This window comes from Cyanobium gracile PCC 6307, from assembly GCF_000316515.1.
Classification (GTDB): domain Bacteria; phylum Cyanobacteriota; class Cyanobacteriia; order PCC-6307; family Cyanobiaceae; genus Cyanobium; species Cyanobium gracile.
Window position 1 is genome coordinate 193,688 of sequence record NC_019675.1, and the last position, 24,235, is coordinate 217,922.

Here is a 24,235-nt window from a genome sequence, read left to right on the forward strand (position 1 = left end):
TGCCCTTGTCGCCCCGCCGGAATCGCTCGGTGCCCAGCGCGGAGCCCCTCAGCTGTCCCGCTCAGGGGTCAGGAGAGGATCAGGTTGGAGGCCGAGAACTGGACCGGCCCCATGAGCATCACTTCGAAGTCGCTGCTGCCGTTGCCGTCGAGATCTCCCTGCAGGAGGGCGTGATTCTGCCGGCGGTTCTGCTCCAGTCGCAGCTGGCCCGCCTCCCCGTAGAACGCCCTGGAGCCGATCCAGGTGAAGGACTGAACGCCAGCGCGGCGGCTGTCAGCGTCCACCCTCGAGAGATCGATCCTGTCGTCGGCGGCGAAGTCGGTGATCACATCGCGCCGCTGGGGGCTGCTGAGGCTGCTGTCGGCCCGGACATAAACGAAGGTATCGCGGCCACCGCCCACCAGACCTTTCCACTGGGCCGGCACTCCGGGCAGAGCGAAGAACGCCAGGTCGCGGAAGTTGTTCGGTGCGGACCAGTTCGGGGCCAGGGGGGCACCCGCCAGCCAGTCGGCTCCGTAGCCACCCGAGAGGATGTCGGGGCCGCCAGTGCCGACGATGCCGTCATGGCCGCTGGTGCCGATGCTGGACGGGGCCAAGGCTCCGATGGTGAGGCTGACATTGGCGATCGCGGCGACCGTGAACGTGCCGTAGTAGTCGTCCTTGGACGCCGTATAGAAGCCGACGAAGTTCGGGTTGCTGGCCGTCGGTGATGTTCCGGCGGTGTCGGGGAGTCGGCCGGCCGCCTTCTCCCGCGCCGCCTGGGAGCGGAGGATGGACGTGTACGCATTCAATTCAAAAGAATAGTTCGGATTCGGTTTGTCCGCACTGGGGTCGGCGTCGGTGTAGCCGTAGTTCCATACATTCCAGTTGTGGGCATAGAGTTGTTCTCCCGTTGGCTGGGGAACCAGCCCCCCCTGCTTGCCATTCATGGCGGTCCAGGAGGTGTTGGTGGAGAAGTCGAAACCGAAGGCGGGATAGGTCTGCTGGGGATTGAGGCTGCTGGCGCCGGCGGAACGGGGGTAGCCGAAGGGGGAGGGCCCGTAGGGCACCTCCTTGAGGAACTGGACCCAGCCCGCGGGAGCATTCGGCGGCCAGTAGGCCGGTTGCCCCAACTGAACGGCATTGGCCATGATCACCTGCTGCTGCCAGAGCCGCATCGGGCCGACGAATCGCCGGTTCGGGGCATCCCAGAGATTCGATGCCGTCCCGACACCCTTCCCCGAGGCGGCGCTGGTGACGAATCCGCCCGGCGGCAGGGCGGCGAAATCCATGGCGATCGCCGCCGCGTTCAGGAAGCCGAAATTGTGGACGCTTCCACTGCTGTCGGTGATGTTGGTCTGGATCGGATAGGCCCAGTCATCGATGTAGGACATGTCAGCGGAAAAGCCGCTGCCATCGATCGTGTATTCGTAGAAGGAGAAGGGGGCTATGATGTTCCAGCCGATCGGTTCCTGGCCAGGGTTGGCGAACAGCGTGGCCGAGCTCGAGACGTAAATCCTCATCTGAGGAGCGGCCTCGATCGCCAGGGTGTTCAGGCCCGGCGAGAGGGTGCTGGCCTGGCCGGGTGGGATGGGCTGAATGCTGAATTCTGGCCCGACGACGTAGTAATAGAGGCTGCCTCCCGACTGGTTGTTGATGGTCAGGGAGGCGGTGGCCATGGTCCAGTTCGAAACTCGCAACCAACGCTAGGTGTCACCGGATGGACGTCAGCCAGCGGGCGCTGCGCTGCAGTCCTTCGTCGCAGTCGCCCAGCATCAGCAGGCCCGCCCCACCCCAGACCAGCCGCGGGGCCAGATCCAGCGGGCCGCCGCCCAGCTCCCGCAGCGGCGTGAAGCCGAGCCGCCGGAAGTAGCGCACCAGCCGCCGGTGCTGGCGCTCCCCATCGCGGATGGCCAGCAGGCGCGCCGAGCGGCAGCGTGTCTCCTCCAGGGCCCAGGCGAAGGTGGCGGCCCAGATGAGCGGTCCAACGGCTGCGGTGCGCTCCCCTTGCACCCGCATCGTGTCGAGCCGCAGGCCATCGGCCAGGGGCAGGCACCAGCCCTTGAGCTCCCCCAGCAGCAGCGGCGGCTGCTCCGCCCGGGGCCGCGCCAGAGCCACCCGCAGCCCCCGCACCCCCGCCAGCCCCTTCACCTGCAGCCGCAGCAGCAGGCCGCGCTCCCGGGCCTGCCGCTCCAGCTCCTCCAGCGTCAGCATCGTGCGCCAGCCAGCGGCGGCGGGAAGGGCTCGGCGGCCAGCACCGCCTCCAGGGGCAGCGGTCCGTGGATGTGGGGGAAGCATTCGCCGCTGTTTGGTGCCGGCTCCCAGAGCAGTGGCGCGCTCAGGCGCCGGGGGTCGATGGTCAGCAGCAGCACCTCCTCCGCATCGGCGTAGAAGCGCCCGTAGGTGGCCTCCACCTGGTGGGAACCGCTGGCATGGATGAAGCCCACCTCCTGCAGCGTCTGGCCGCGGGTCGAGCGCTCGTACACGCCGCGGGCTTTGGCATCCCGCCACTCGCCGCCCAGGGCCAGGTGATAGATCCAACCGTCGGAGCGCCAGGGCCGCCGTGGCGCCCAGGGCTCGGCCATCACCGCGGCCAGATCGGCCCCCTGCAGGAAGCGCTGCAGCCAGTCCTGCAGCGGCGCCAGATCCGCCTGTCGGTCGAACCCCTCCGGATCGGCAAGCCGGAACTGGCGCACGAAGGGCAGCAGGGCTACATCGGCCAGGGACGGCCGCCCCCCCACCAGCCAGCCGCCGGCCTCCAGGGTCGCGCTCCAGCCCCGCAGGATGGCCAGCGCCGCCCCGCGCTGCTGCTCCCGGTCGTCCTCGGGATGGCGGTGGGCGTACTTGAAGCGATCCAGATGGTGCTTGAACGCCCCGTCGTTCTCAGCGATCAGGGCGGCGATCCGGCCACGGTCCCGCCCAGCGGCTTCGCTGCCCCCCTGGCGCCCCAGGTCGCCGGGGTCGTGGCGCTCCAGGGCCCAGGCCATCACCGCCAGGCTGTCCGGCAGCACCCGGGCAGCCACCGGGGGGGTGGAGGCCGCGTCCGGTGGCAGCACCAGGGTCGGCACGGTGGCGGCGGCGGAGGCCTCCAGCAACTCGGGGGGCTTGCGGCCCAGATGCACCTCCCGCAGCTCGAGATCCACCCCCGGCCTCAGCCCGGCCGACGCCAGGACCAGCCGCGCCCGGATCGCGAAGGGGCAGCGACGGAAGCTGTAGAGGATGGGCAGGGCCTGCGCCATCCGCTCAGCCGCCCACGCCGGGCATCACCCGGCCGATGTGCGCCTCACCGCAGGCGTCCGCCCGTCCCATCTGGCGTTGGCGTTCGGCGAACCTCTCCCGGTCGGCCGTGGTGAAGCGATCGATGCAGTGGCGGCAGCTCACCCCGGCCACGTAGCTCTCCAGGGTTAGGTCGGCGGGGGCCAGGGGCAGGCCGCAGGCATGGCACACGTGGTAGGCGCCCGGCTGCAGCCGGTGGTCGAGGGCCACCCGCTGGTCGAACACGTAGCACTCGCCGTGCCAGCGGCTCTCCGCTTCCGGCATCTGCTCCAGGTAGTTGAGGATCCCCCCCTGCAGCTGCAGCACCTCCTCGAACCCCTGGTTCAGCAGGTGGGCGGTGGCCTTCTCGCAGCGGATGCCGCCGGTGCAGAACAGGGCCAGACGCTGCGGCCGCCGCTGGGCCACCAGGGGCCGCAGGTGCCGCTCCACCCAGGCGGGAAAGTCGCGGAAGTGCTCGGTGCCCGGGTCGATGGCCCCCGCGAAGCTGCCCAGGGCCACCTCGTAGTGGTTGCGGGTGTCGATGACCAGGGTGTCGGGATCGTCCAGCAGGGCGTTCCAGCGCCCGGGGGGCACCGGGATTCCCGTGCCCCGCGCCGGCTGGGCCGAGGGCTCGGCCATGGTCACGATCTCCTCCTTGAGGCGCACCTTGAAGCGGTGGAACACCGCTCCGGTGGCCTCACTGCGCCTCACCTCCAGGTCCGCCAGGCGCGGGTCGGCCTGCAGCAGCGCCAGCAGGGCGGCCACGGAGGGCGCCGGCCCGCAGACCGTGCCGTTGATGCCCTCGCGGGCCAGCAGCACCGTGCCCTTCAGGCCGGCCTCGCTGCCCAGGGCCAGCAGCCGGGCCCGCCAGAGCGGCAGTTCCTCGCTGCCAAAGGGGACGAACCGGTAGAAGCTGGCGACCTGCACCCTCAGCGGCCGGCAATGGCGGTGGCGGGAGCGGTTGGGGTGGCCGTGGCGGGCTGCCCCTCCAGCTGCACCCGCACCCCGGCGGCCCGCAGCAGCTCCCGGTCGCTGGCCACCGCCGGGTTGGCGGTGGTGAGCAGGGTGTCGCCGTAGAAGATTGAATCGGCCCCCGCCAGCAGGCAGAGGATCTGGGCTTCCCGCCCCAGCTGCTCGCGCCCGGCGCTGAGGCGCACCCGGCTGTGGGGCATGAGGATGCGGGCGGTGGCCACCATGCGCACCAGCTCCAGGGGATCGACCGGAGGCCGGTCCTCCAGCGGGGTGCCCTCCACGGGCACCAGGGCATTGATCGGCACGCTCTCGGGGTGGGGATCCAGGCAGGCCAGCACCTGCAGCAGCCCGGCCCGGTCGTCCGGCGTCTCGCCCATGCCGATGATGCCGCCGCAGCAGAGGTCGATGCCGGCGCTCCTCACCCGCTGCAGGGTGTCGAGACGCTCCTGATAGGTGCGGGTGGAGATGATCCGGTCGTAGTGCTCGGGGCTGGTGTCGAGGTTGTGGTTGTAGGCGGTCAGTCCCGCCTCCGCCAGTCGGGCCGCCTGGCCGCCTGTGAGCATGCCGGCGGTGACGCAGGCCTCCAGCCCCAGCTCCCGCACCCCGCGCACCATGGCGAGCATGGCCTCGAAGGGGGCACCATCCCGGATCTCCCGCCAGGCCCAGCCCATGCAGAAGCGGTGGGCGCCGGCCGCCTTGGCCTGCATGGCGCGCTCCAGCACCGGCTCCACCGCCAGCTCCGGACGGCCAGCCACGTCACTGGGGTGGTGCATCGACTGGGGGCAGTAGGCGCAGTCCTCCTCGCAGCCGCCGGTCTTGACGCTCAGCAGCGAGGCCAGCTGCACGTGGTAGCCGGGGTTGGCGCTGCGGTGCACCGCCTGGGCCTGCCACAGCAGATCCATCAGGGGCAGGTCGAGCAGGTCCTGGATTTCCTGGCGGGACCAGTCGTGGCGCAGGGTCATGGGGCGTTCTCCACACCGTTATGGACGCCGCCGAAGCGGCGCTGGCGCCCCTGATAATCCAGCAGCGCCGCCAGCAGGGCCTCGGTGTCGAAGTCGGGCCAGAGCACCTCGGTGATGTGCAGCTCGGCATAGGCCAGCTGCCAGAGCAGGAAGTTGCTGATGCGCTGCTCACCGCTGGTGCGGATCAGCAGGTCGGGGTCGGCATCGCCGGCGGTGAACAGTTCGGCGGCAAAGATCTCTTCGTCGATGAGGGCCGGGTCGAGCTCACCGCGGGCCGCCTGCTCGGCGAGGCGGCGGGCCGCCCGTACCAGCTCGCTGCGGCCGCCGTAGTTGGTGCAGACGTTGAAATGGATGCCGGTGTTGCCGGCCGTGCGCTCGGTGGCATCGGTGATCAGGACCTTCAGACCCTCCGGCAGGGGCTCCAGATCACCGAGGAAGCGGATGCGCACCTGCTGGCGCTCGAGGGCTTCCAGTTCCCGGGCGAGCACGCGCTCGAACAGGGCCATCAGGAAGGCCACCTCCTCACCGGGCCGGGTCCAGTTCTCGGTGGAGAAGGCGTAGGCGGTGAGGGCACCGATGCCCCAGTCGCTGCAGTGGCGCAGGGTGCGCTTGAGCACCTCCACCCCGGCCCGGTGGCCCATGGCCCGGGGCAGCCCCCGCTGCCGGGCCCAGCGGCCGTTGCCGTCCATGATCACGGCCACGTGGCGGGGCAGCCGAGCCGGATCCAGCTGGGCGGGCAGCTGGTCGGGATCGGACGATGGAGTGGTCGCCAGGGCGCGACTCATCCGCGATGTTCCGGCGGGTCCGCAGCCACGCTACGCCCTGTGGGCGCGGAGGCCAGGGCGTCGGTGAGCAGGTCGTGAAGGCGGCTGCTGGTGATCGGCCGCTCCAGCCGGCCCTGGGAGGCGAGCGAGAGGGTACCCGTCTCCTCGGAGACGACGATGCAGAAACAGCCGTCGTGGCGCTCGGTCAGTCCCATGGCGGCCAGGTGGCGGGTGCCGTAGCGGTTCAGGCCCTGGCGGGAGAGGGGCAGGATCACCCCGGCCGCCACGATGCGGTTCTTCTGAACCAGCACGGCACCGTCGTGCAGGGGCGTGTCCACCGCAAAGAGGTTGAGCAACAGGTCGACGGAGAGCTGGGCATCGATGCGGATGCCCGGGTTGAGGAAGTCCTCCGGGCGCAGATCACTGCCCAGGTCGAGGACGATCAGGGCGCCGCAGCGCGCCTGGGAGAGGCGGCCGGCCGCCTCGGTGAGCAGGCTCACCGACCCCGATGCCAGCTGGTCTCGGCTGCGGTCGGCGAACAGGACGCCGAGGCGTCCGGTGCCCAGCAGTTCCATCAGGCGCCGCAGTTCCCCCTGCCACAGGATCGCCAGGGCGAGGCTGCAGGCCAGCACCAGCGCATCCACCAGACTGCTGGTGAGCGGCAGGTTGGCGTAGCGCTGCACGAACCAGGCCAGTGCCACCAGGAACAGATAGCCGCGCAACAGCCACAGGGTGCGCGCTTCGGTGACCCGGCCCAACAGGAGCAGCCCGAGCAGGGAAGCGAACAGGAGATCCAGCAGCAGGCGGAAATCGATGAGCCGCAGCCAGATCACAACACAAAGGAGGGGCAGGCCGGTTCAACGGGTGGCCGCCTGACGCCGTCAGGATACCGGCAGGAGCCGGTGGGGCAGGACGTCATAGCGCAGTAGGTCTTCCGGCTGCTCGCGCCGCTGCACCACCTCGGCCACACCGTCGTGGACGAGCACCGCCGCCGGCCTGGGGATGCGGTTGTAGTTGGACCCCATGGCGGCGTTGTAGGCGCCGGTGGCGAACACGGCGAGCACGTCTCCGGGGCTGGTGAGCGGCAGGCGGACGTCATGGAGCAGCACGTCGCCGGACTCGCAGTGCTTGCCGGCCACGGTCACTGCCTCGGTGGTCTCCGCCAGCGGCCGGTCGGCCAGCACCGCGGTGTACAGCGACTGATAGGTGATCGGCCGCGGGTTGTCGCTCATGCCGCCATCCACCGACAGGTAGGTGCGCAGGCCGGGAATCTCCTTGCGGCTCCCCAGCGTGTAGAGCGTCATCCCTGCCGTTGCCACGAGGGAGCGGCCGGGTTCGCACAGCAGCCGCGGCAGCGCCAGCTGGCGCAGGCCGCAGGCCTCGGCGACCGCCGTCGCCACCACCCGCACCCACTCCTGGATGCTCGGCGGATCATCGCAGCCCACATAGCGGATGCCGAGGCCGCCGCCGACGTTGAGGTCGCCGCAGGGGTGGCCGAGGGAACGGGCCAGGGACAGGGCCTCGGCCATCACCCCGGCCAGGTCGCGGTGGGGTTCCAGCTCGAAGATCTGGGAGCCGATGTGGGCGTGCAGGCCATCCACCCGCGCCCAGGGGCAGGCGGCCAGGTGGCGCAGCACGGCCTCCAGCTGGTCGGGGTCGAAGCCGAACTTGCTGTCGAGGTGGCCGGTGCGGATGTACTCGTGGGTGTGGCACTCGATGCCCGGGGTGAACCGCACCAGCACCCTCACCGGCGCGGGCCGTCCGGCCGCCAGGGTAGCGAGCAGGTCGATGTCGTTCCAGTTGTCGAGGATCACCGTCACGCCCCGGTCGACGGCGAGCTGGAGCTCCTCGGCCGATTTGTTGTTGCCGTGGAAGACGATCCGCTCGGCGGGCATGCCGCCCTGCAGGGCCGTGAGCAGTTCCCCGGCCGAGACGGCGTCGAGGCCGAGACCCTCGGAGGCCACCAGGGCCGTGATCGCCAGGGAACTGTTCGCTTTGGACGCGTAGAGGGCCAGGGCCTCCCCGGGGTAATGGGCGGCCAGCGCCTCCCGGTAGGCCCGGCAGGTGGTCCGCAGGCTGGCCTCGTCGAGGACGTAGAGCGGCGTGCCGTAGGTGCGGGCCAGATCGCTCAGCAGGCAGCCCCCCACCTCCAGGCGGCCCAGGGCATCGAGGCGGGCGGTCAGCGGAGCCAGGTTGCGGTTGGGGCTGAGGGGATCACTTCCCTGCTCGAAGGGCCCCCCGGGGGCGATCGGCGCCGCGGGGACGGGAGCGACCGGATCGGTCGCCGGGGAGGCGCTGGTCACCATGGCGGCCTGTTCATCGGTGGGGTCAGGATGTCTGATCGTAAGGATGATCGTGTCCAACGGCCGTGCCGGCACCTCCTCCGCCACCGCTGCCCGCCCCGACCCTGTCTCCGCTCGTCCCGGCTGACGCAGGGGCCTGCCTGGCCCTCGACCGGGCCGCCCTCGGCGGTCTCTGGAGCCTGGAGCAGTGGCGCCGGGAGCTGGAGGAGGAGGGCCGGCCGGGCCTGGGCCTGCGCCAGGGACCCGACCTGCTGGCCATGGCCAGTGGCTGGCTCGTCGTCGACGAGCTCCACATCACCCTCGTGGCGGTGGCGCCGGACCAGCGCCGGCGGGGGCTGGGGCGCAGGGTGCTGCAGGAACTGATGGCCGCCGGCCGGGCGCGCGGCGCCAGCCGCGCCACCCTGGAGGTGGCGGCCGGCAACGGCCCGGGGATCGCGCTGTACGGGGCCCTGGGGTTCCGCACCGCCGGCATCCGTCATGGTTACTACCGCAATGGAGAGGACGCCCTGATCCAATGGGTCAACCTGGCCATGGGCCCCTGACATTGGGCTCCTGACAATGTGACAGGGGTGTGGATAACCGTAGATTCTTATACCTATTCCTTGTCAATCCTGGCGTTTCGTTTGTGTTCTGATTCGTCTGAGCGCCTGCGGCACGTGGGTTTCGGCGGAGTGTGCTCCCCACCTCCCACACGGCCCTTCAATCCTGATAGGTTGGTTCCACTTGCATCAGGTCCCGCCCCATGTTCGAGCGGTTTACCGAGAAGGCCATCAAGGTGATCATGCTGGCCCAGGAAGAGGCCCGCCGCCTCGGCCACAACTTCGTCGGCACCGAGCAGATCCTGCTGGGCCTGATCGGCGAGGGCACCGGTGTCGCCGCCAAGGTCCTCAAGTCGATGGGGGTCAACCTGAAGGACGCCCGGGTCGAGGTCGAAAAGATCATCGGCCGCGGTTCCGGCTTCGTTGCCGTCGAGATTCCCTTCACCCCGCGGGCCAAGAGGGTGCTGGAGCTCTCCCTGGAGGAGGCACGCCAGCTCGGGCACAACTACATCGGCACCGAGCACCTGCTCCTGGGGCTGATCCGTGAGGGCGAGGGCGTGGCCGCCCGGGTGCTCGAGAACCTCGGCGTCGACCTGGCCAAGGTCCGCACCCAGGTGATCCGCATGCTGGGGGAGACGGCCGAAGTGACCTCCGGCAGCTCGGGCAAGGGCTCCACCAAGACCCCCACCCTCGACGAGTTCGGCAGCAACCTCACCCAGCTGGCGGCTGAGTCCAAGCTCGACCCTGTCGTGGGCCGCCAGAACGAGATCGACCGGGTGATCCAGATCCTCGGCCGCCGCACCAAGAACAACCCCGTCCTGATCGGTGAGCCGGGCGTCGGCAAGACCGCCATCGCCGAGGGCCTGGCCCAGCGGATCACCCAGGGGGAGATTCCCGACATCCTCGAGGACAAGCGCGTCCTCACCCTCGACATCGGCCTGCTGGTGGCCGGCACCAAGTACCGGGGTGAGTTCGAGGAACGGCTCAAGAAGATCATGGAGGAGATCCGCTCCGCCGGGAACGTGATCCTTGTGATCGACGAAGTGCACACCCTGATCGGCGCCGGCGCGGCCGAAGGTGCCATCGATGCCGCCAACATCCTCAAGCCGGCCCTGGCCCGGGGCGAGCTGCAGTGCATCGGCGCCACCACCCTCGATGAATACCGCAAGCACATCGAGCGCGATGCGGCCCTGGAGCGCCGCTTCCAGCCGGTGATGGTGGGCGAGCCCTCCGTCGTCGACACGATCGAGATCCTCAAGGGGCTGCGGGAGCGCTACGAGCAGCACCACCGCCTCAAGATCAGCGATGAGGCCCTCGTCGCCGCCGCCACCCTGGGCGACCGCTACATCAGCGACCGCTTCCTGCCCGACAAGGCCATCGACCTGATCGACGAGGCCGGCAGCCGGGTGCGCCTGCTCAACTCCAAGCTGCCGCCCGCGGCCAAGGAGGTCGACAAGCAGCTGCGTGGCGTCCAGAAGGAGAAGGAGGACGCCGTCCGCCAGCAGGACTTCACCAAGGCCGGTGAACTGCGCGACAAGGAGGTGGAGCTGCGCGACCAGATCCGCACGATCCTCCAGGCCCGTCGCGACGACGAACCCGCCGGCAACTCCGGCGAGACCGACACCCCGGCCCTGCTGGGTGGCCCCGTGGCCGACGACGCCAGCGAGGAAAGCCGCTCGCCCCTGGTCACCGAGGAGGACATCGCCCAGATCGTCGCCTCCTGGACCGGCGTGCCCGTCCAGAAGCTGACCGAGAGCGAGTCGGTGAAGCTGCTGAACATGGAGGAGACCCTCCACCAGCGACTGATCGGCCAGGACGAGGCCGTCAAGGCCGTCTCCCGGGCCATCCGCCGGGCGCGGGTCGGCCTCAAGAACCCCAACCGTCCCATCGCCAGCTTCATCTTCTCCGGACCCACCGGCGTCGGCAAGACGGAACTCACCAAGGCTCTCGCCGCCTACTTCTTCGGCAGCGAGGACGCCATGATCCGCCTCGACATGAGCGAGTTCATGGAGCGCCACACCGTCAGCAAGCTGATCGGTTCGCCTCCGGGCTACGTGGGCTTCAACGAGGGCGGCCAGCTCACCGAGGCCGTGCGCCGTCGTCCCTACACCGTGGTGCTGTTTGACGAGATCGAGAAGGCCCACCCCGATGTCTTCAACCTGCTGCTGCAGCTGCTGGAGGACGGCCGGCTCACCGATTCCAAGGGACGCACGGTCGACTTCAAGAACACCCTGATCATCATGACCTCAAACATCGGTTCGAAGGTGATCGAGAAGGGCGGCGGCGGCCTCGGCTTCGAGTTCGGCGGCGGCGACGTGGAGGAAACCCAGTACAACCGCATCCGCTCCCTGGTCAACGAGGAGCTCAAGCAGTACTTCCGCCCCGAATTCCTCAACCGTCTCGACGAGATCATCGTCTTCCGTCAGCTCACCCGCGACGAGGTGAAGCTGATTGCCGAGATCATGCTGCGGGAGGTCTTCGCCCGTATGCAGGACAAGGGCATCGGCATGTCCGTCACCGAGGCCTTCAAGGAGCGCCTCGTGGAGGAGGGCTACAACCCCAGCTATGGCGCCCGTCCCCTGCGCCGTGCCGTGATGCGCCTGCTCGAGGATTCCCTGGCGGAGGAATTCCTCTCCGGCCGGATCGGCGAGGGCGATGCCTGCCTGGTGGATGTCGACGACGACAAGCAGGTGGTGATCCGCAAGCAGACCATCACCCCGCCGCTGCCGGAGCTGGCCAGCGCCAGCGCCTGATCGATCGCGACCCGGATCGGCCGACTTCTACATTTCAACCATGAGATGGCGGCCATGACGGATCCTCTTCAGACCCAGGCCATCGCCCCGGCGGTGGTCCTCCGTGGGGACGGGGCCTGGCAGCAGGCCCTGCCCCGCATCGTCGCCCTGGGCCGGAGCCCCCTGCTGCTCGGCCGCAGCGCTGCCACCTTCGGGCTGCGTCAACAGCTGGCGGTCGACCTGGAGCAGGCCGGTGCCCGCCCCGTGGCCAGCCAGGGCCTGCGCGACTGCTGTGACGACGACCTTGACCCCCTGGCCCGGGACGCCGCGGCCGCCGGCTGTGATGCGGTCATCGCCGCCGGTGGCGGCAAAGTGCTGGATGCGGGCAAGCTGCTGGCCCACCGCCTCGGCCTCGCCTGCATCACGGTCCCCACCAGCGCCGCCACCTGCGCCGGCTGGACGGCCCTAGCCAACCTCTACACCCCCGAGGGCGCCTTCCTCGGGGATGTCGCCCTCGACCGCTGCCCGGACCTGCTCGTCTTCGACCACGCTCTGGTGCGGCAGGCACCGCCCCGCACCCTGGCCAGCGGCATCGCCGATGCGGTGGCCAAGTGGTACGAGGCTTCAGTGAGCAGCGGCTCCAGCGGCGATGGGCTGGTGCAGCAGGCGGTGCAGATGGCCCGGCTGCTGCGTGATCTGCTGCTGCTCGAGGGGGAAGCCGCCCTGGCCGACCCCCACGGCGAGGCCTGGGTGCGGGTGGCGGAGGGCTGTGCCCTCACCGCCGGTCTGATCGGCGGCATCGGCGGTGCCCGCTGCCGCACCGTGGCCGCCCATGCCGTCCACAACGGACTCACCCAGCTCGCCGCCACCCACGGCTGCCTGCACGGCGAGAAGGTGGGCTTCGGGGTGCTGGTGCAACTGTGGCTGGAGGAGCAGCTGGCGGGCAACCGCCTGGCGGCCCAGGCCCGCCGCCAGCTGCTGCCGTTCTTCCGCACGCTGGGGCTGCCCACCGATCTCGAGGCCCTGGGACTGGCCGGCGCCAGCCTCGACCAGCTCCGCCAGGTCTGCCGCTTCGCCTGCCGGGAGGGCTCCGACCTGCACCGGCTGCCCTTCGCGGTCGCCCCCGAGGATCTGCTTGCCGCCATGGTGGGCGCCACCGCCGAGCGGCAGCAGGCGTGACGGACGGCCCCTCCAGCGGCCGCGAGCTGGTCGCGACCGCCGCCGCGTCGCTGCTTGATCCCCTTGGCCGCGACCTGGCTGCCCGGGTGCAGTGGTGGGAGCTGCCGGAGCACCCCGGCCAGTGGCCCGTGGCCGTGCTGGGGGAGGGTCCGCCCCTGCTGCTGCTGCATGGATTCGACAGCTCGTTCCTGGAGTTCCGCCGCCTGGCCCCCCTGCTGGCGGCCCATCACCGCCTGCTGATCCCGGACCTGCACGGCTTCGGCTTCTGTCCCAGGCCCGCCGAGCGGGAGTACTCCCCGGCCGCCGTGCTGGCCCACCTCGATGCGGTGCTGGAGGCCCTGGAGCAGCGGGAGCCCGCCGGCGGCCGCCGGATGGGCCTGATCGGCGCCTCGATGGGAGGTGCGGTAGCGGTGGCCCTGGCCCGGCGCCATCCCGGACGCTTCGAGCGCCTGCTGCTGCTGGCCCCGGCCGGTCTCACGGGTCGGCCCATGCCCCTGCCGCCCCTGCTGGACGGCCTGGGGGTGCGCTTCCTGGCCCTGCCCTCGGTGCGCCAGGGCCTCTGCCGCAGCGCCTTCGCCGACCCCGACCGGGATGTGGGTCCGGCGGAGCTGGAGATCGCCTCGCTGCACCTGAAGACGCCGGGCTGGGCCGCTGCACTGGGCCGTTTCGCCCGCAGCGGCGGCTTCGCCGGCTGCGGCGACCCTATGCCCCCCCAGCCCCTGGCGGTGCTCTGGGGCGCCGACGACCGGATCCTGCGGGCCCCCCAGAAGCGCGCCGCCCAGGCCCTGCTGGGCCCCCGCATCACCGAACTGGCGGCCTGCGGCCACCTGCCCCACATCGACCAGCCCGAGCAGGTCGCCGCCGCCTGGCTGGGCGCCCCCTGCGCCCCCCTCCCCATCCACCCATGACCCCTGCCTCCCGCCTCTCCCTGCCGCGTCTTCTCGCCGGCCTGCTGCTCGTGCTGCTGCTCGGGGTCCCCGCCCTGGCCCTCCCCGGCCGGGTCCAGGCCTCGCTGCTGCACCTGGAGGGGCCGGTGCCGGAGGATCTCGGCGTCCATGGCGGCTCCCTGTCCCCCTGTGCGGCGCCGGCCCACTGCGCCCGGGCCGACTGGACGCTCACCGATCCGGAGGCGGCCCTGAGCGCGCTGGTGCCGATCCTGGAGACCACCGAGGGGATGCGGATCCTCGAACGGGAGGGCCGCTACCTGCACGCCACCTCCACCAGCCGGCTGTTCGGCTTCGTCGACGACCTCGAGCTGTACGCCCAGCCGGCCGCTGGGGTGCTGCAGGCCCGCTCCAGCTCCCGGCTGGGGGATTCGGACCTGGGCGTCAACGGTCGCCGGCTGGCGGCCCTGCAGCAGGAACTGCCTGGCAGCTGAAGCTCTCGATGGCGCCGCGGCGGTGCAGGAAGCGGGGCTGGGCCGGATCCTCCAGGCTCCACCACCAGATCCCGTCGGTGTAGCTGGGCGGACCGGCGTTGTTGGTGCGCGGCAGCTGCAGCCGCAGGTCGCGCCACTCCAGCAGCACCGTGGCGCCGGGCACCGTGCCGGCGGCGGTGTTGGGGATCCCCGGGGCATCCACCGCCCCGTTGTCGCTGGTCGCCAGCAGCGGGTCGCCGTCGCAGCGGTAGGCGATGGCATCGGCCGCCGCCGTCGCCGGGCTCCCCTGGGCGAAGCAGAGCAGCAGCACCAGGGCCAGCAGCCGGCCCGCCAGGGCCTGGGCACTGCGCAGCGCCCCTTCGATCCGGCCGAAGCCCGGCCCCGCGACGAAGTCGCCGCAGAAGGCCACCCGGCTGCGGGGGCAGACCGTGGCGTCGGCCGGCAGGCCGCCGGCAGCGGGGAAGGCGGCCCCCCAGCGCATCAGCTGACGCCGCTCCACCCCCGCCAGAGCCTCGCCGCCGCCGGGCCGCTGCCCAAGCAAGGGGGCCAGGGCCGCACCGACGGCCGCCTCCAGCGCGGTGATCGCCGCGGCGTCATCGGGCTCCTCCAGAACCCCATGGGCCACGACGGCGCAGCGGCCATCGGCCAGGGGCTGGATCGACAGCCGCCGCAGCCCCCAGCGCAGCCGGGCGGGGCCGTCAAAGCCCAGCAGCCGGAAGGGCAGGGCCAGCCAGCGGGCCGCCGCGGCGGGCTCGATCGTCAGCATCAGGTTGGTGCGCTCGTCCATCTCCATACTGGCGATGGCCGCCAGGGCGGCTTCCAGCCCTGCGTCGCCCAGGCCGCGCGACGCCTGCTGCAGCGGCACCTGCGGCCAGCCGAACCGCTCCCGGGCCCGGGGATGGGCCAGCAGGGTGCCGGTGAGCACCAGCCAGTCGGCCTCCGCTTGCACGGCCCCGGTGGCATCGGCCAGGCGCCAGCCCCCGCCGTGCCGGGCCTTCAGGTGGCGCACCAGGGTGCCGTAGCGGCCATCGAGAGTTCCGGGGGATCCTGACGCCGCCGCCAGGGACAGCAGCCCCCGGCCGAGGTCGTCCATGCCCCGGCGGCCCCGGTAGAGGCGGCCGCGCAGCAGGGGATCCCCATCGGCCGGCCCCAGGTGCCCTTCGCCGTCGAGCAGGGCCGCCGGCTCCCGCCAGGGCTCGATCCAGCCCCCCGCGAGCAGGGGCGCCATCAGATCCGGTTCGGGGCCATCGAGCAGGTTGAACAGCGGTGCCCCGTGGTCGATCTGCCAGCCAGGGTCGTGGCGCGAGCGGCGGGTGGCGGCCCGGCCGCCGGGACCCCGGCCTGCCTCCCAGAGCACGATCGACCCCCCCCAGCCGCCGCGCCGCAGCCCCGCGGCCAGGGCGCAGCCGGCCACCCCGGCGCCGATCACCGCCAGCGAGGGCGCAGCTCCCGGTCCCGGCTGGCCAGACTCGGCGGTGGAACCAGCCATGGAGCGATGACGATGACACCTAACGACAAAGCCATCCTGGCGGCGTCTGCCCCCTGGCTGGGGGCCCTGCTCAACGTCGTGCCCGGCCTGGGCAGCGGCTACATCTACCAGCGCCGCTGGCGTGCCTACTGGATCACCACGGCGCTGGCCACGGGCTGGTTTCTGCTCGGGGCGGTGCTGGGCGGCGCCGGCATCGCGGCGGACCCGTCGACCGCCGATCCCTCCGACCAGCTGATCGGCCTGGGGGGGCTGCTGTTGCTAGCGGCGATCACGGCCGCCGAGGCCTTCCGCGCCGCCCGCCAGGCCCGGACGGAGTGAGAATCTGGGGAGCCCTGTCCCCTGGTGGCGGATGAGCGAGACCCCGGACGGCGAGCGACACACCGTGCGACCCAGCGAGGGGATGGCGCCCGAAGCCCCGGAGCCCACCGGGGGCCCGGTGATGGGCCTGCTGGCCCGGGGGCTCGAGCTGTGGCTGCGCCAGCAGTGCGAGGCCATCGAGCGGCTGGAGATCCGCCTGGAGGGTTCGGGGCTGCGGCTGCTGCGGGGCCGCCTCGATGGCGTGCGGCTGCGGGCCCGGCGGGTGGTCTACCAGGCGATGGAGATCGAGGAGGTGGAGCTGCGCTGCGACGGCATCCAGGTGCGCATGGGCTCCCTGGTGCGCAACCAGGCGGTGAAGCTGGAGTCGCCCTTCCGTATCCAGGGGCAGGTGAGCTTCAGCGGCGATGGGCTGAGCCGCTCCCTGAGCACCCCGGCCTGGCGCGGCCTCGGCGACGGCCTGGCCGACGACCTGCTGGGCCTCACCCCCCTGGCGGGGCTGCGCATCCGGGAGGACCGGCTGCTGCTGCGGGCCTTCGCCAGCGGCGACCGGGATCCGGTGGAACGGGAGGTGGTGGTGCGGGCCGATGGCGGCACCGTGGAACTGCGTTGTGCCGAGGGGACCCCCCAGGCCCGGCTGCCGATGGATCCCAACATCCGCATCGAGCGGGCCGAGCTCGGCGCCGGCCTGCTGCACCTTGAGGGGGAGGCCCGGGTCTCCCCCTGAGTCCGGAGCCTGAGGGGCCAGGAGGGGGAGCCTCAGCCCCGCTGCAGCAGGGGCAGCACCAGGGTCACCAGGGAATAGACCACCGCCGGCACGAAGAGGTAGCTGTCGATCCGGTCGAGGATGCCGCCGTGGCCGGGGATGGCATCGCCGGAATCCTTCAGGCCCGCATCCCGCTTCATCATCGATTCGGTCAGGTCGCCCACCAGGGCGAACAGGGAGACCAACGCCCCAAGCATCGCCCCGATCAGCCAGCCCCAGCGCCAGCCCAGCAGCACCCCGCCCAGGCCCCCCACCAGCAGGGCGCAGAACACCCCGCCCAGGGCGCCCTCCACCGTCTTGCCGGGGGAGATCGGCGAGAGGGCGTGGCGCCCCAGGCGCCGGCCGATCACGTAGGAGCCGATGTCGGTGGCCACGATCATCAGGCAGGCCAGCAGGGTGAGGGCCATGCCCGGACTCCAGGGCCAGCCCAGGCCGTCGAGGGCGGGGGCCAGGGCCGGGTCGGTCAGATCCCGCAGCTTGATCCAGTGGCTGGGCAGGAAGCCCAGATAGAAGAGGCCGAACACCGAGGCGGCGATGTCGGCGATGGTGCCGGTGACGGGCTGGAGCAGCAGCCAGCCGCAGATCACCGCCCCGGACGCAGGCAGCACCGCCGCCGCCACGTCGCCCGCCATGCCGCTCCCCCCCCAGAGGCTGCCTGCGGCCACCTGGGTGGAGACCAGCAGCAACTGCACCGCCACCAGGGTGGTCTTCACGGCCGGCCGGATGCCCTTGAACTGGGCCATGCGGAAGAACTCCAGCAGGCCCAGGTGCACGATCACTCCCACGGCGACGGTGAACCACCAGCCACCCAGGCCCACGACCACAAGCCCGAAGCCGCCAGCCAGCCAGCCGCTCAGCAGGCGGGGGAAGGAGGTGGCGGTGCGGGGGGCGGGAAGCAAGGGCTTGGACTCAGCGCTCGGCGGCGATCACGAACAGCGGTTCGGCGGCCGCCAGCTTGGCCTGGCTGCCGCGGCGTTGCATGCGGTGCACGGTGGCCTGCACCACTTGCACATCGTGGGCGCCCAGCTGGGCGAGGGTGTCGGTGGCCTTCACCAGGCCCTCCAGGTTGACGGTGCTGATCACCAGCCGTCCAGAGGGCTGCAGAGCCCCCCAGACGGCCCGCAGCACGTCCTCCAGGGGCCGCCCCACCTCCAGCAGCACCCGGTCCGGGTGGGGCGGCAGCAGGGCCAGGCCCTCCGGGGCCTCCCCGGCATGGATGTGCAGGTTGTGGATGCCGAACCGCTGCCGGTTGCGTTCCAGCAGCTCGATCGCCTCCGGATCCCGCTCCAGGGTGTGCACCGCACCGCCGGGCATCAGCCGGGCGATCTCGAGGGCCAGGGCGCCGGTGCCGCCGCCCACGTCCCAGACGAGGGAATCGGCCCGGGGCCGCAGGTGGGCCAGCAGCATCACCCGCAGTTCCAGCGGCGTGGGGCTGAAGCCCGGGGCGTCCTCGAAGGCGCTGTCCGGCAGTCCGGGGGTGACGAAATCCCAGTGGAAGGGGTTCGGCAACGGGCTCACGAACCGGCCACGACGCTCACCGTATCAGCGATCTGACCGGGCCAGAGACGCCGTTGCTCCAGCAGCCAGTCGGCGCGGGCCGGATCGATCCGCTCCCCCGGCACCAGCAGCGGGATCCCCGGCGGGTAGGGACAGATCGGTGCCGCCGCCACCCGGCCGGCGGCCTCCTCCAGGGGGATGGCCTCGGCGGGGCTGCGCCAGGCCGCGCCGATCGGCAGCTCCGGTGCCGCCAGCAGCGGCAGGGGGGGCGGTGTGAACGGGGGCAGGGGCGGCCCGCCGAGGGCCCGGCGCAGACCCTCCAGCTGGCACGGCAGGCGCCGCTCCGCGGCCCGGGGAGGATTCAGCCCCAGGCAGAAGGTGAGGGCGCCGGGTTCCGGCAGCTCGGCGATCACCCCCCGATCCAGCAGCCAGGTGTCGGCCTCCAGGCCGTTGATCCCCAGCGGGGCCGTGGCCAGCACCAGGCGCAGGGGATCGCCGTTGGCGACCAGCGGCAGGCCCAGGGCCTCCAGCCGGCGCCGCAGCCGGCCGGCCCTGGTCACGGCCCGCTGGCGCTGGCGCCGGCCGGCGGCGGTGGCGCCGTGCTCCAGGGCCGCGGCCGTCGAGGCCAGCAGCAGGGCGCTGGGGCTGGAGGTCTGCAGCCACAGCAGGGCCCGCTCGATGGCGGCGGGTGCCACCCGTTCGCCCTGGGCCAAGAGGGCGGCGCTCTGGGCCAGGCCGGTGCCGCTCTTCTGGACGGAGAGCACGACCAGATCGGCGCCGGCGGCCAGGGCCTCGCCGCCCCCGTGGGCCTGGTCCACCAGCACCGGCAGGCCCGCCCGGTGGGCCAGTGCCACCAGGGCCGGCAGATCGGCCGCCAGCCCCTGGTAGGTGGGATCCACCAGCACCAGGGCCGCCGGGGGGCTGCCGCCATCGGCGGCAGCAGCCCCCAGCACCCGCTCCAGCCGCCGGGGCTCCGGCGGCTGCCACAGGCCCGTGAGCGGATCGCTGCTGAGGTCAAACAGCAGCGGCTCCAGGCCGCCCAGCACACAGCCGTGCAGCAGGCTTCGGTGCAGGTTGCGGGGCAGCAGCACCCGGGAGCCCGGCGGGCCGAGGGCGAGCAGGGCCGCCTGCAGCAGCCCCGAGGCCCCGTTCACTCCGAACCAGCAGCGCTCCGCCCCCAGCAGGGCCGCCGCGCGCCGCTGGGCCTCGGCCACCATGCCCTCCGGCTCCAGCGGTCCCCCGAAGCCGGGCAGTTCGGGCAGATCCCAGCGGCCCGGCGGCTGGCGCAGCAGGCGCCGCAGGTCGGGGGCCAGGGCCCGGCCGCGGCCATGGGCCGGCAGGTGCAGGGCCAGCGGCGCTGGCCGCCAGAAGGGGCCCATGGAGCGGGGAACGCAGTTCCTAGAGTCTGGCCATCGATGCGGCAGGACCCTGGCCGAGGACGTCACCCCCACCCCGCGCTACGACCCCAACGCGGACCTGCGCTGGCTCCTTCTGCGGCCCTGGGTTCTGGTCAGCCGGCTGATCGTGGTGCTGTGGCGCCTGGCGGGGCTGGGTCTGCGGCTGGCGGTCCAGTCCAGCAGCACCGACGCCCGGGTGCAGCAGCGGCTCGCCCGCGCCATCCTTGAGACCCTCAACGACCTAGGCCCCTGTTTCATCAAGGTGGGGCAGGCCCTCTCCACCCGTCCCGACCTGGTGCGGCGCGACTGGCTGGAGGAACTGGCCCGTCTCCAGGACGACCTGCCCCCCTTCCCCCACAAGGTCGCCCTGGCGCTGATCGAGGAGGAGCTGGGGGCCCCGGCCCACCAGCTGTACGAGGAGTTCCCCGACTACCCGATGGCGGCCGCCAGCCTGGGCCAGGTGTACCGGGCCCGTCTGAGCGAGGGCCACTGGGTGGCGGTGAAGGTGCAGCGGCCCGACCTGCCCTTCGTGCTGCGCCGCGACCTGGTCATCATCCGCTCGCTGGCGGTCCTGGCGGCCCCGTTCCTGCCGCTGAATCTGGGCTTCGGGCTCGGGGCGATCATCGATGAGTTCGGCTACACCCTGTTCGAGGAGATCGACTATCGGCGCGAAGCCGATAATGCCGAACGTTTCGCCACCCTCTTCCAGGACCATCCGGAAGTGACCGTTCCGGCGGTGGTGCGCAGCCTCAGCAGCCGTAGGGTGCTGACCACCAGCTGGATCAACGGCACCAAGCTGCAGAGCCGCCGCGAACTGGAGGCCCACCATCTGGATCCGGCGGCCCTGATCCGCACCGGGGTGATCGCCGGCCTGCAGCAGCTGTTGGAGTTCGGCTACTTCCATGCCGATCCCCACCCCGGCAACCTGTTCGCCCTGCCGGGGAAGACCAACGGCCTGGGCCATGTGGCCTATGTCGACTTCGGCATGATGGATTCGCTCAGTGATGCCGACCGGCTCACCCTGACCGGGGCGGTGGTGCATCTGATCAACCGGGATTTCGATGCCCTGGCCAGGGATTTCGTGGCCCTGGGCTTCCTCAACCCCAGCACCCCCCTGAGACCGATCGTGCCGGCCCTTGAGGAGGTGCTCGGTGGTGCCCTGGGGGAGAACGTGGGCAGCTTCAACTTCAAGGCGATCACCGATCGCTTCTCGGAGCTGATGTACGACTACCCCTTCCGGGTGCCGGCCCGCTTCGCCCTGATCATCCGCGCGGTGGTGAGCCAGGAGGGCCTGGCGATGCGTCTCGACCCCGACTTCCGCATCATCCGGGTGGCCTACCCCTACGTGGCGAAGCGTCTGCTGGCCGGCGACACCGCCGAGATGCGGGAGAAGCTGCTGGAGGTGATCTTCGATCGTGAGGGGCGCCTGCGGGTGGAGCGGCTGGAGAACCTGCTGGCCGTGGTCGAGAACGGTTCGGCCTCCACCGATCTGCTGCCGGTGGCCCGCGACGGCCTGCGCCTGCTGCTGGGCAAGGAGGGCACCAGCCTGCGCCAGCGGCTGCTGCTGAGCCTGGTGAGCCACGACCGGCTGCACACCGATGATCTCCAGGCTCTGCTGGGGCTGGTGCGGCGCACCTTCTCGGCCCGCAAGCTGGCCACCGGCCTGCTGGCCCGTTTGAATCCGCTGGCCGCCTGACGCGGGTCGGGCGAAGCTTGGTCGTCCCCCCACATCCGCCGGCCCCTTGAACGAGGCGCTACTGCTGATCCTCCTGCCTCTGCTGGCGGCGGGCTGGATCCTGCAGGTCCGCGCCCTGGAGCGGCGGGTCCGGCGCCTCGAGCAGCAGGCCGCCTCCCTGAGCGAGCGCTTCTTCGCTCTGTCGCTGTGGAGCGAGGTGCTCCAGAAGCGCCTCGACGGGGACACCGCACCCGAACCGGCCCGGCTCGCCGACGCTGAGGAACTCCCCCCAGCGGCCCCGGAGCTCGAAGTTGCAGTCGAAGCAGAAGCCAGATCCCAACCCGAGGCCGTACCCCTGGTGGCGGCGGCGGTGGCCACCCCCGCGCTGCGCCCCCCGGCGACCCCCGCGCTGAGCCCCCCCGCGCCCCGCGCCCCCCGGCCCCGCGGGGCGGGGGGCGGGCCTTGGAAGCGGATCGAGCGGCTGCTGGTGGAGAACTGGAGCGGCCTGCTCGGCGTGCTCGTGGTGGTGGCCGGGGTCACCTTCCTGACGATCAACGCGGGCCTGCAGCTGGGGCCCCGCGAGCGGTTCCTGCTCACCCTGCTGGCGGGCGGGGGCCTGGCCCTGCCGTCTGTGCTGTGGGGCCGGCGCCCGCGCTGGCGCGACCTCACCGACGCCATGCGCAGCGGTGGCGGCGCCCTGGTCCTGTTCGCCTGCGCCGCCGGCGGCGGTCTGCCCCAGCTCGGGCTCCAGTGGATCGATGACCCATTCACGGCCCTGGCCCTGCTGGCCGCGGGCGTGGCCGCCAACCTGGCCCTGGCCGCCATCGCCCGCACCGCCGCCATCGCCTCCCTGCACGTGGCCGTGAGCCTGGTGCCCCTGGCCATCGGTCCCCAGGGCGGGCCTGCCCTGGCCATCGCCGGCGCCATTGCCCTGGTGGGCTCCGAGCTGCCCCTGCGGCACTGCTGGCCGAGGCACCGGCTCGTGGTCAGCTGGGTGTTCAGCGCCTTCCAGGTGGTCTGGTTCCTGCGCAACGGCCCCGCCCTGGCGGCCTCCCCCGCCCTGGCCGCAGGTGCTGTCCTGGCGGCGGTGTTGGTGTTCGGCCCGGGGCTGCTGCGGCTGCACCTCCCTGGGGTCGCGCCTCCCCGGCTGCAGGCCGTGCCGGCGGCCCTGCTGCTCAGCCAGTGGGGCGGCCTCGGCCTGGCCTTGCTGCTTTATCCACCGGCGGCGGCCGTCCGCGCCGGGGCCCTGGCGGCCGCCGCCGCTGCAGCCCTGCTGCTGGGCCAGGGCGCCCGGCGACGGGGACCGCGCTGGCTGGCCCTGGGCGATGGCCTGGTGGGCCAGACCCTGGTGCTGGCGGCCCTGCTGAGCCTGGCCTCGCTGATCGCCGACGGGCCATTGCTGGCCGGGGTGGTGCTGCTGGAGTCACTGCTGTTCCTGGCGATCGCCGTGCGGGAGGGCTCCAGACCCCTGGGCCGCGTCGGCTGGTGGCTCAGCGCCGCCGCCGGCGTGGTGCTGGCCCTGAGCGGGCTGGGGGCCGCGCTGTTGCGCGGCGACACGGTGAACCAGCTGCAGACCGGGGCGGTGCTGACGGTCGGGGCGGGCCTGACGGCGGGGATGCAGGTGCTGCTGCAGCGCCGCGGTGTGCCGCTGCCCCTGCCGCCCCTGCTGGGCTGGCTGGCGGGGGGCCTGGTCGCGGTGGGCACCGCCCTGGTGGTGCCGGAGGACTGGCGTTCGGCCCTGAGCCTGGTGGTGATGGGCGCCTTCCTGGTGGCGGCACGCCGCTGGCGTCCCCCCGGCCTGCTGGGCGGCATCACGGCGGCGATCGCCCTGGCCCATGCCGCCGGCTGGCTGACCCTGCTGGCCCAGGCCTCCTGGCCGCCGCTGCCCCTGCTGGCCCGCCTGCTCCCTATGGGGGTCCTGGCCCTGCTGCTGACGGCCTGTGCTGGCGGCGGCCGACTGCAGGGCCTGGGGCTGGCGCTGCTGGGTGTCGATGCCGGCCTGGGTGTGCTGTGGCTGCTCGAGCCGCTCTCGCCACTGCTGCCGGGGGCGGCCTGGCTGCTGCTGTCCGCCGGGGCCCTGGCCGGGACCCGCTGGCTGCGGGGGGGCGCCCTGCGGGTGGGTCTGGGGCTCTCCCTGGCCTACCTGGCCGCCTTCGGCGCCTCCTTCCTGGTGGTGATCGGACCCAGCCAGGAGCTGGTGACGCTCGGGGTCCTGCAGGTGCGCGGCCGCCTGCTGATCGAGCTGCTGGCGATCGCCGTCGGCCTCCACGGCTGGTTCTTCCGGGCGGGGCCGGAGCTGGCACGGCTCCCCAGCTGGAAGGCGGTGCAGCCCTGCTTCCTCGAGGGCTCCCTGATCGGGGTGATGGTGCTGCTGCAGGGGGAGATCAGCGCCCCCTGGCGAGCCGTCGCCTGGACGCTGCTGGCCCTGCTCCTGGTCTGGCCGGCCCTGGTGCGGCGTTTCGCCATCCGGCTGCAGGTCTACGGGGTGATCGTCTACTGGTTGGCGGTGGCGACGCTGCTGGTCGGCCTCAGCATCGGCCTGCCGACTTTCCCCGCCGCCACCGGAGCGGCCCAGACCGCCGGGCTGGTGGCGATCGCTCTGCAGACGGCCTTCGTCCTGGCCTGTCGCCGCTGGCTCGACCTCGAACGGCTGGCCGATCCGGGCGGGTGGCCGCCCCTGGCCTGGGTCGGCGGGCGGGTGGCGCGCCGCCGCAACCTCTTGCTCGGCCATCCCCTGTTCATCGCCGTGGCTGTGGTGCTGGCCAGCGGCTACGACCGGGCCCTGCTGACCCTGCTCTGGACGGCCCAGGCCCTGGCCGTCTACCTGCTGGGGGTGGTGCTGCGGGAGCCCCAGTTCCGCCAGGTGGCCCTGGTGGGGCTGGGGGCCTGCCTGCTGCGGCTGCTGTCCATCGACATGGCCCAGGCCGACCTGGGGCTGCGGGGGCTGGTGTTCGTCGGCGTCGGGCTGCTGCTGCTGGCCCTGAATGCCCTGGTCCATCGCTTCCGCAGCCGGTTCCGCTGAGGGGTTCCGTC

Annotated in this window: 21 protein-coding genes; 9 read left to right on the top strand and 12 right to left on the bottom strand. The window is 72.2% G+C overall.

The window, feature by feature from the left end:
* Positions 1–68: 68 nt before the first annotated feature.
* The 8 genes from CYAGR_RS16255 to lysA are packed head-to-tail and all read right to left on the bottom strand — an operon-like array spanning position 69 to position 8,238.
* Complete coding sequence (locus tag CYAGR_RS16255) at positions 69–1,658, bottom strand: M10 family metallopeptidase C-terminal domain-containing protein (protein ID WP_015107865.1); 1,590 nt, start codon at positions 1,656–1,658, stop codon at positions 69–71.
* A gap of 34 nt (positions 1,659–1,692) precedes the next feature.
* On the bottom strand, positions 1,693–2,193 hold the full coding sequence (locus CYAGR_RS00940; protein ID WP_015107866.1) for a hypothetical protein: 501 nt from the start codon (positions 2,191–2,193) through the stop codon (positions 1,693–1,695).
* Positions 2,187–3,218: a DUF952 domain-containing protein gene (locus CYAGR_RS00945; RefSeq protein WP_015107867.1), complete on the bottom strand. Its 1,032-nt coding sequence runs from the start codon at positions 3,216–3,218 to the stop codon at positions 2,187–2,189. The genes CYAGR_RS00940 and CYAGR_RS00945 overlap by 7 nt, the downstream gene beginning before the upstream one ends.
* A gap of 4 nt (positions 3,219–3,222) precedes the next feature.
* On the bottom strand, positions 3,223–4,167 hold the full coding sequence (gene trhO, locus CYAGR_RS00950) for an oxygen-dependent tRNA uridine(34) hydroxylase TrhO (RefSeq protein ID WP_043325276.1): 945 nt from the start codon (positions 4,165–4,167) through the stop codon (positions 3,223–3,225).
* Positions 4,164–5,168 (bottom strand): biotin synthase BioB, encoded by a 1,005-nt coding sequence (gene bioB, locus CYAGR_RS00955; RefSeq protein WP_015107869.1) that lies wholly within the window; start codon positions 5,166–5,168, stop codon positions 4,164–4,166. The genes trhO and bioB overlap by 4 nt, the downstream gene beginning before the upstream one ends.
* A complete protein-coding gene (locus tag CYAGR_RS00960) occupies positions 5,165–5,953 on the bottom strand; it encodes an undecaprenyl pyrophosphate synthase (RefSeq protein WP_015107870.1) in 789 nt (262 codons plus the stop codon). Before CYAGR_RS00960 ends, bioB begins: the two co-directional genes overlap by 4 nt.
* A complete protein-coding gene (gene cdaA / locus CYAGR_RS00965) occupies positions 5,950–6,765 on the bottom strand; it encodes a diadenylate cyclase CdaA (protein WP_015107871.1) in 816 nt (271 codons plus the stop codon). The genes CYAGR_RS00960 and cdaA overlap by 4 nt, the downstream gene beginning before the upstream one ends.
* Positions 6,766–6,813: 48 nt before the next feature.
* Positions 6,814–8,238 (bottom strand): diaminopimelate decarboxylase, encoded by a 1,425-nt coding sequence (gene lysA, locus CYAGR_RS00970; RefSeq protein WP_015107872.1) that lies wholly within the window; start codon positions 8,236–8,238, stop codon positions 6,814–6,816.
* A gap of 62 nt (positions 8,239–8,300) precedes the next feature.
* Here lysA and CYAGR_RS00975 point away from each other — a divergent pair, with 62 nt between their 5' ends.
* The 5 genes from CYAGR_RS00975 to CYAGR_RS00995 all read left to right on the top strand — a co-directional run bounded on the left by CYAGR_RS00975 (position 8,301) and on the right by CYAGR_RS00995 (position 14,063).
* Entirely contained in the window at positions 8,301–8,777 is a 477-nt protein-coding gene (locus CYAGR_RS00975; protein WP_015107873.1) for a GNAT family N-acetyltransferase, read from the top strand.
* A gap of 200 nt (positions 8,778–8,977) precedes the next feature.
* Entirely contained in the window at positions 8,978–11,527 is a 2,550-nt protein-coding gene (locus tag CYAGR_RS00980; protein WP_015107874.1) for an ATP-dependent Clp protease ATP-binding subunit, read from the top strand.
* A 54-nt stretch (positions 11,528–11,581) separates the two neighbouring features.
* Entirely contained in the window at positions 11,582–12,685 is a 1,104-nt protein-coding gene (locus CYAGR_RS00985) for an iron-containing alcohol dehydrogenase (RefSeq protein ID WP_015107875.1), read from the top strand.
* Positions 12,682–13,593, top strand: coding sequence for an alpha/beta fold hydrolase (locus tag CYAGR_RS00990; protein WP_015107876.1), 912 nt, complete (start codon positions 12,682–12,684; stop codon positions 13,591–13,593). Before CYAGR_RS00985 ends, CYAGR_RS00990 begins: the two co-directional genes overlap by 4 nt.
* Positions 13,590–14,063, top strand: a complete 474-nt coding sequence (locus tag CYAGR_RS00995) for a DUF1499 domain-containing protein (RefSeq protein WP_015107877.1) — start codon at positions 13,590–13,592, stop codon at positions 14,061–14,063. Before CYAGR_RS00990 ends, CYAGR_RS00995 begins: the two co-directional genes overlap by 4 nt.
* Here the strand turns inward: CYAGR_RS00995 and CYAGR_RS19460 are convergent.
* The gene (locus CYAGR_RS19460) at positions 14,014–15,552 is read right to left on the bottom strand and encodes an NAD(P)-binding protein (RefSeq protein ID WP_015107878.1); all 1,539 of its coding nucleotides are present in this window, start codon (positions 15,550–15,552) and stop codon (positions 14,014–14,016) included. The two genes, CYAGR_RS00995 and CYAGR_RS19460, sit on opposite strands and share 50 nt — an antisense overlap.
* 6 nt (positions 15,553–15,558) lie before the next feature.
* Here CYAGR_RS19460 and CYAGR_RS01005 point away from each other — a divergent pair, with 6 nt between their 5' ends.
* Positions 15,559–15,870, top strand: coding sequence for a hypothetical protein (locus CYAGR_RS01005; RefSeq protein ID WP_015107879.1), 312 nt, complete (start codon positions 15,559–15,561; stop codon positions 15,868–15,870).
* A gap of 31 nt (positions 15,871–15,901) precedes the next feature.
* Positions 15,902–16,594 (top strand): LmeA family phospholipid-binding protein, encoded by a 693-nt coding sequence (locus tag CYAGR_RS01010; protein ID WP_245552566.1) that lies wholly within the window; start codon positions 15,902–15,904, stop codon positions 16,592–16,594.
* A gap of 32 nt (positions 16,595–16,626) precedes the next feature.
* On the opposite strand, the gene CYAGR_RS01015 is transcribed toward CYAGR_RS01010, so the two are convergent.
* From CYAGR_RS01015 to CYAGR_RS01025, 3 genes are read right to left on the bottom strand one after another with little or no spacing between them, the layout of a single operon-like run.
* A complete protein-coding gene (locus CYAGR_RS01015; protein WP_015107881.1) occupies positions 16,627–17,532 on the bottom strand; it encodes a phosphatidate cytidylyltransferase in 906 nt (301 codons plus the stop codon).
* A gap of 10 nt (positions 17,533–17,542) precedes the next feature.
* Positions 17,543–18,142, bottom strand: coding sequence for a precorrin-6Y C5,15-methyltransferase subunit CbiT (gene cbiT, locus CYAGR_RS01020; protein ID WP_015107882.1), 600 nt, complete (start codon positions 18,140–18,142; stop codon positions 17,543–17,545).
* A gap of 5 nt (positions 18,143–18,147) precedes the next feature.
* Positions 18,148–19,509, bottom strand: coding sequence for an aminotransferase class I/II-fold pyridoxal phosphate-dependent enzyme (locus CYAGR_RS01025; protein ID WP_015107883.1), 1,362 nt, complete (start codon positions 19,507–19,509; stop codon positions 18,148–18,150).
* On the opposite strand from CYAGR_RS01025, the gene CYAGR_RS01030 reads away from it, so the two are divergent.
* Both CYAGR_RS01030 and CYAGR_RS01035 read left to right on the top strand, forming a co-directional pair.
* Positions 19,508–21,223: an ABC1 kinase family protein gene (locus CYAGR_RS01030; protein ID WP_015107884.1), complete on the top strand. Its 1,716-nt coding sequence runs from the start codon at positions 19,508–19,510 to the stop codon at positions 21,221–21,223. The genes CYAGR_RS01025 and CYAGR_RS01030 overlap by 2 nt on opposite strands.
* A 46-nt stretch (positions 21,224–21,269) precedes the next feature.
* Positions 21,270–24,224, top strand: coding sequence for a hypothetical protein (locus CYAGR_RS01035; RefSeq protein WP_015107885.1), 2,955 nt, complete (start codon positions 21,270–21,272; stop codon positions 24,222–24,224).
* Positions 24,225–24,235: the final 11 nt, after the last annotated feature.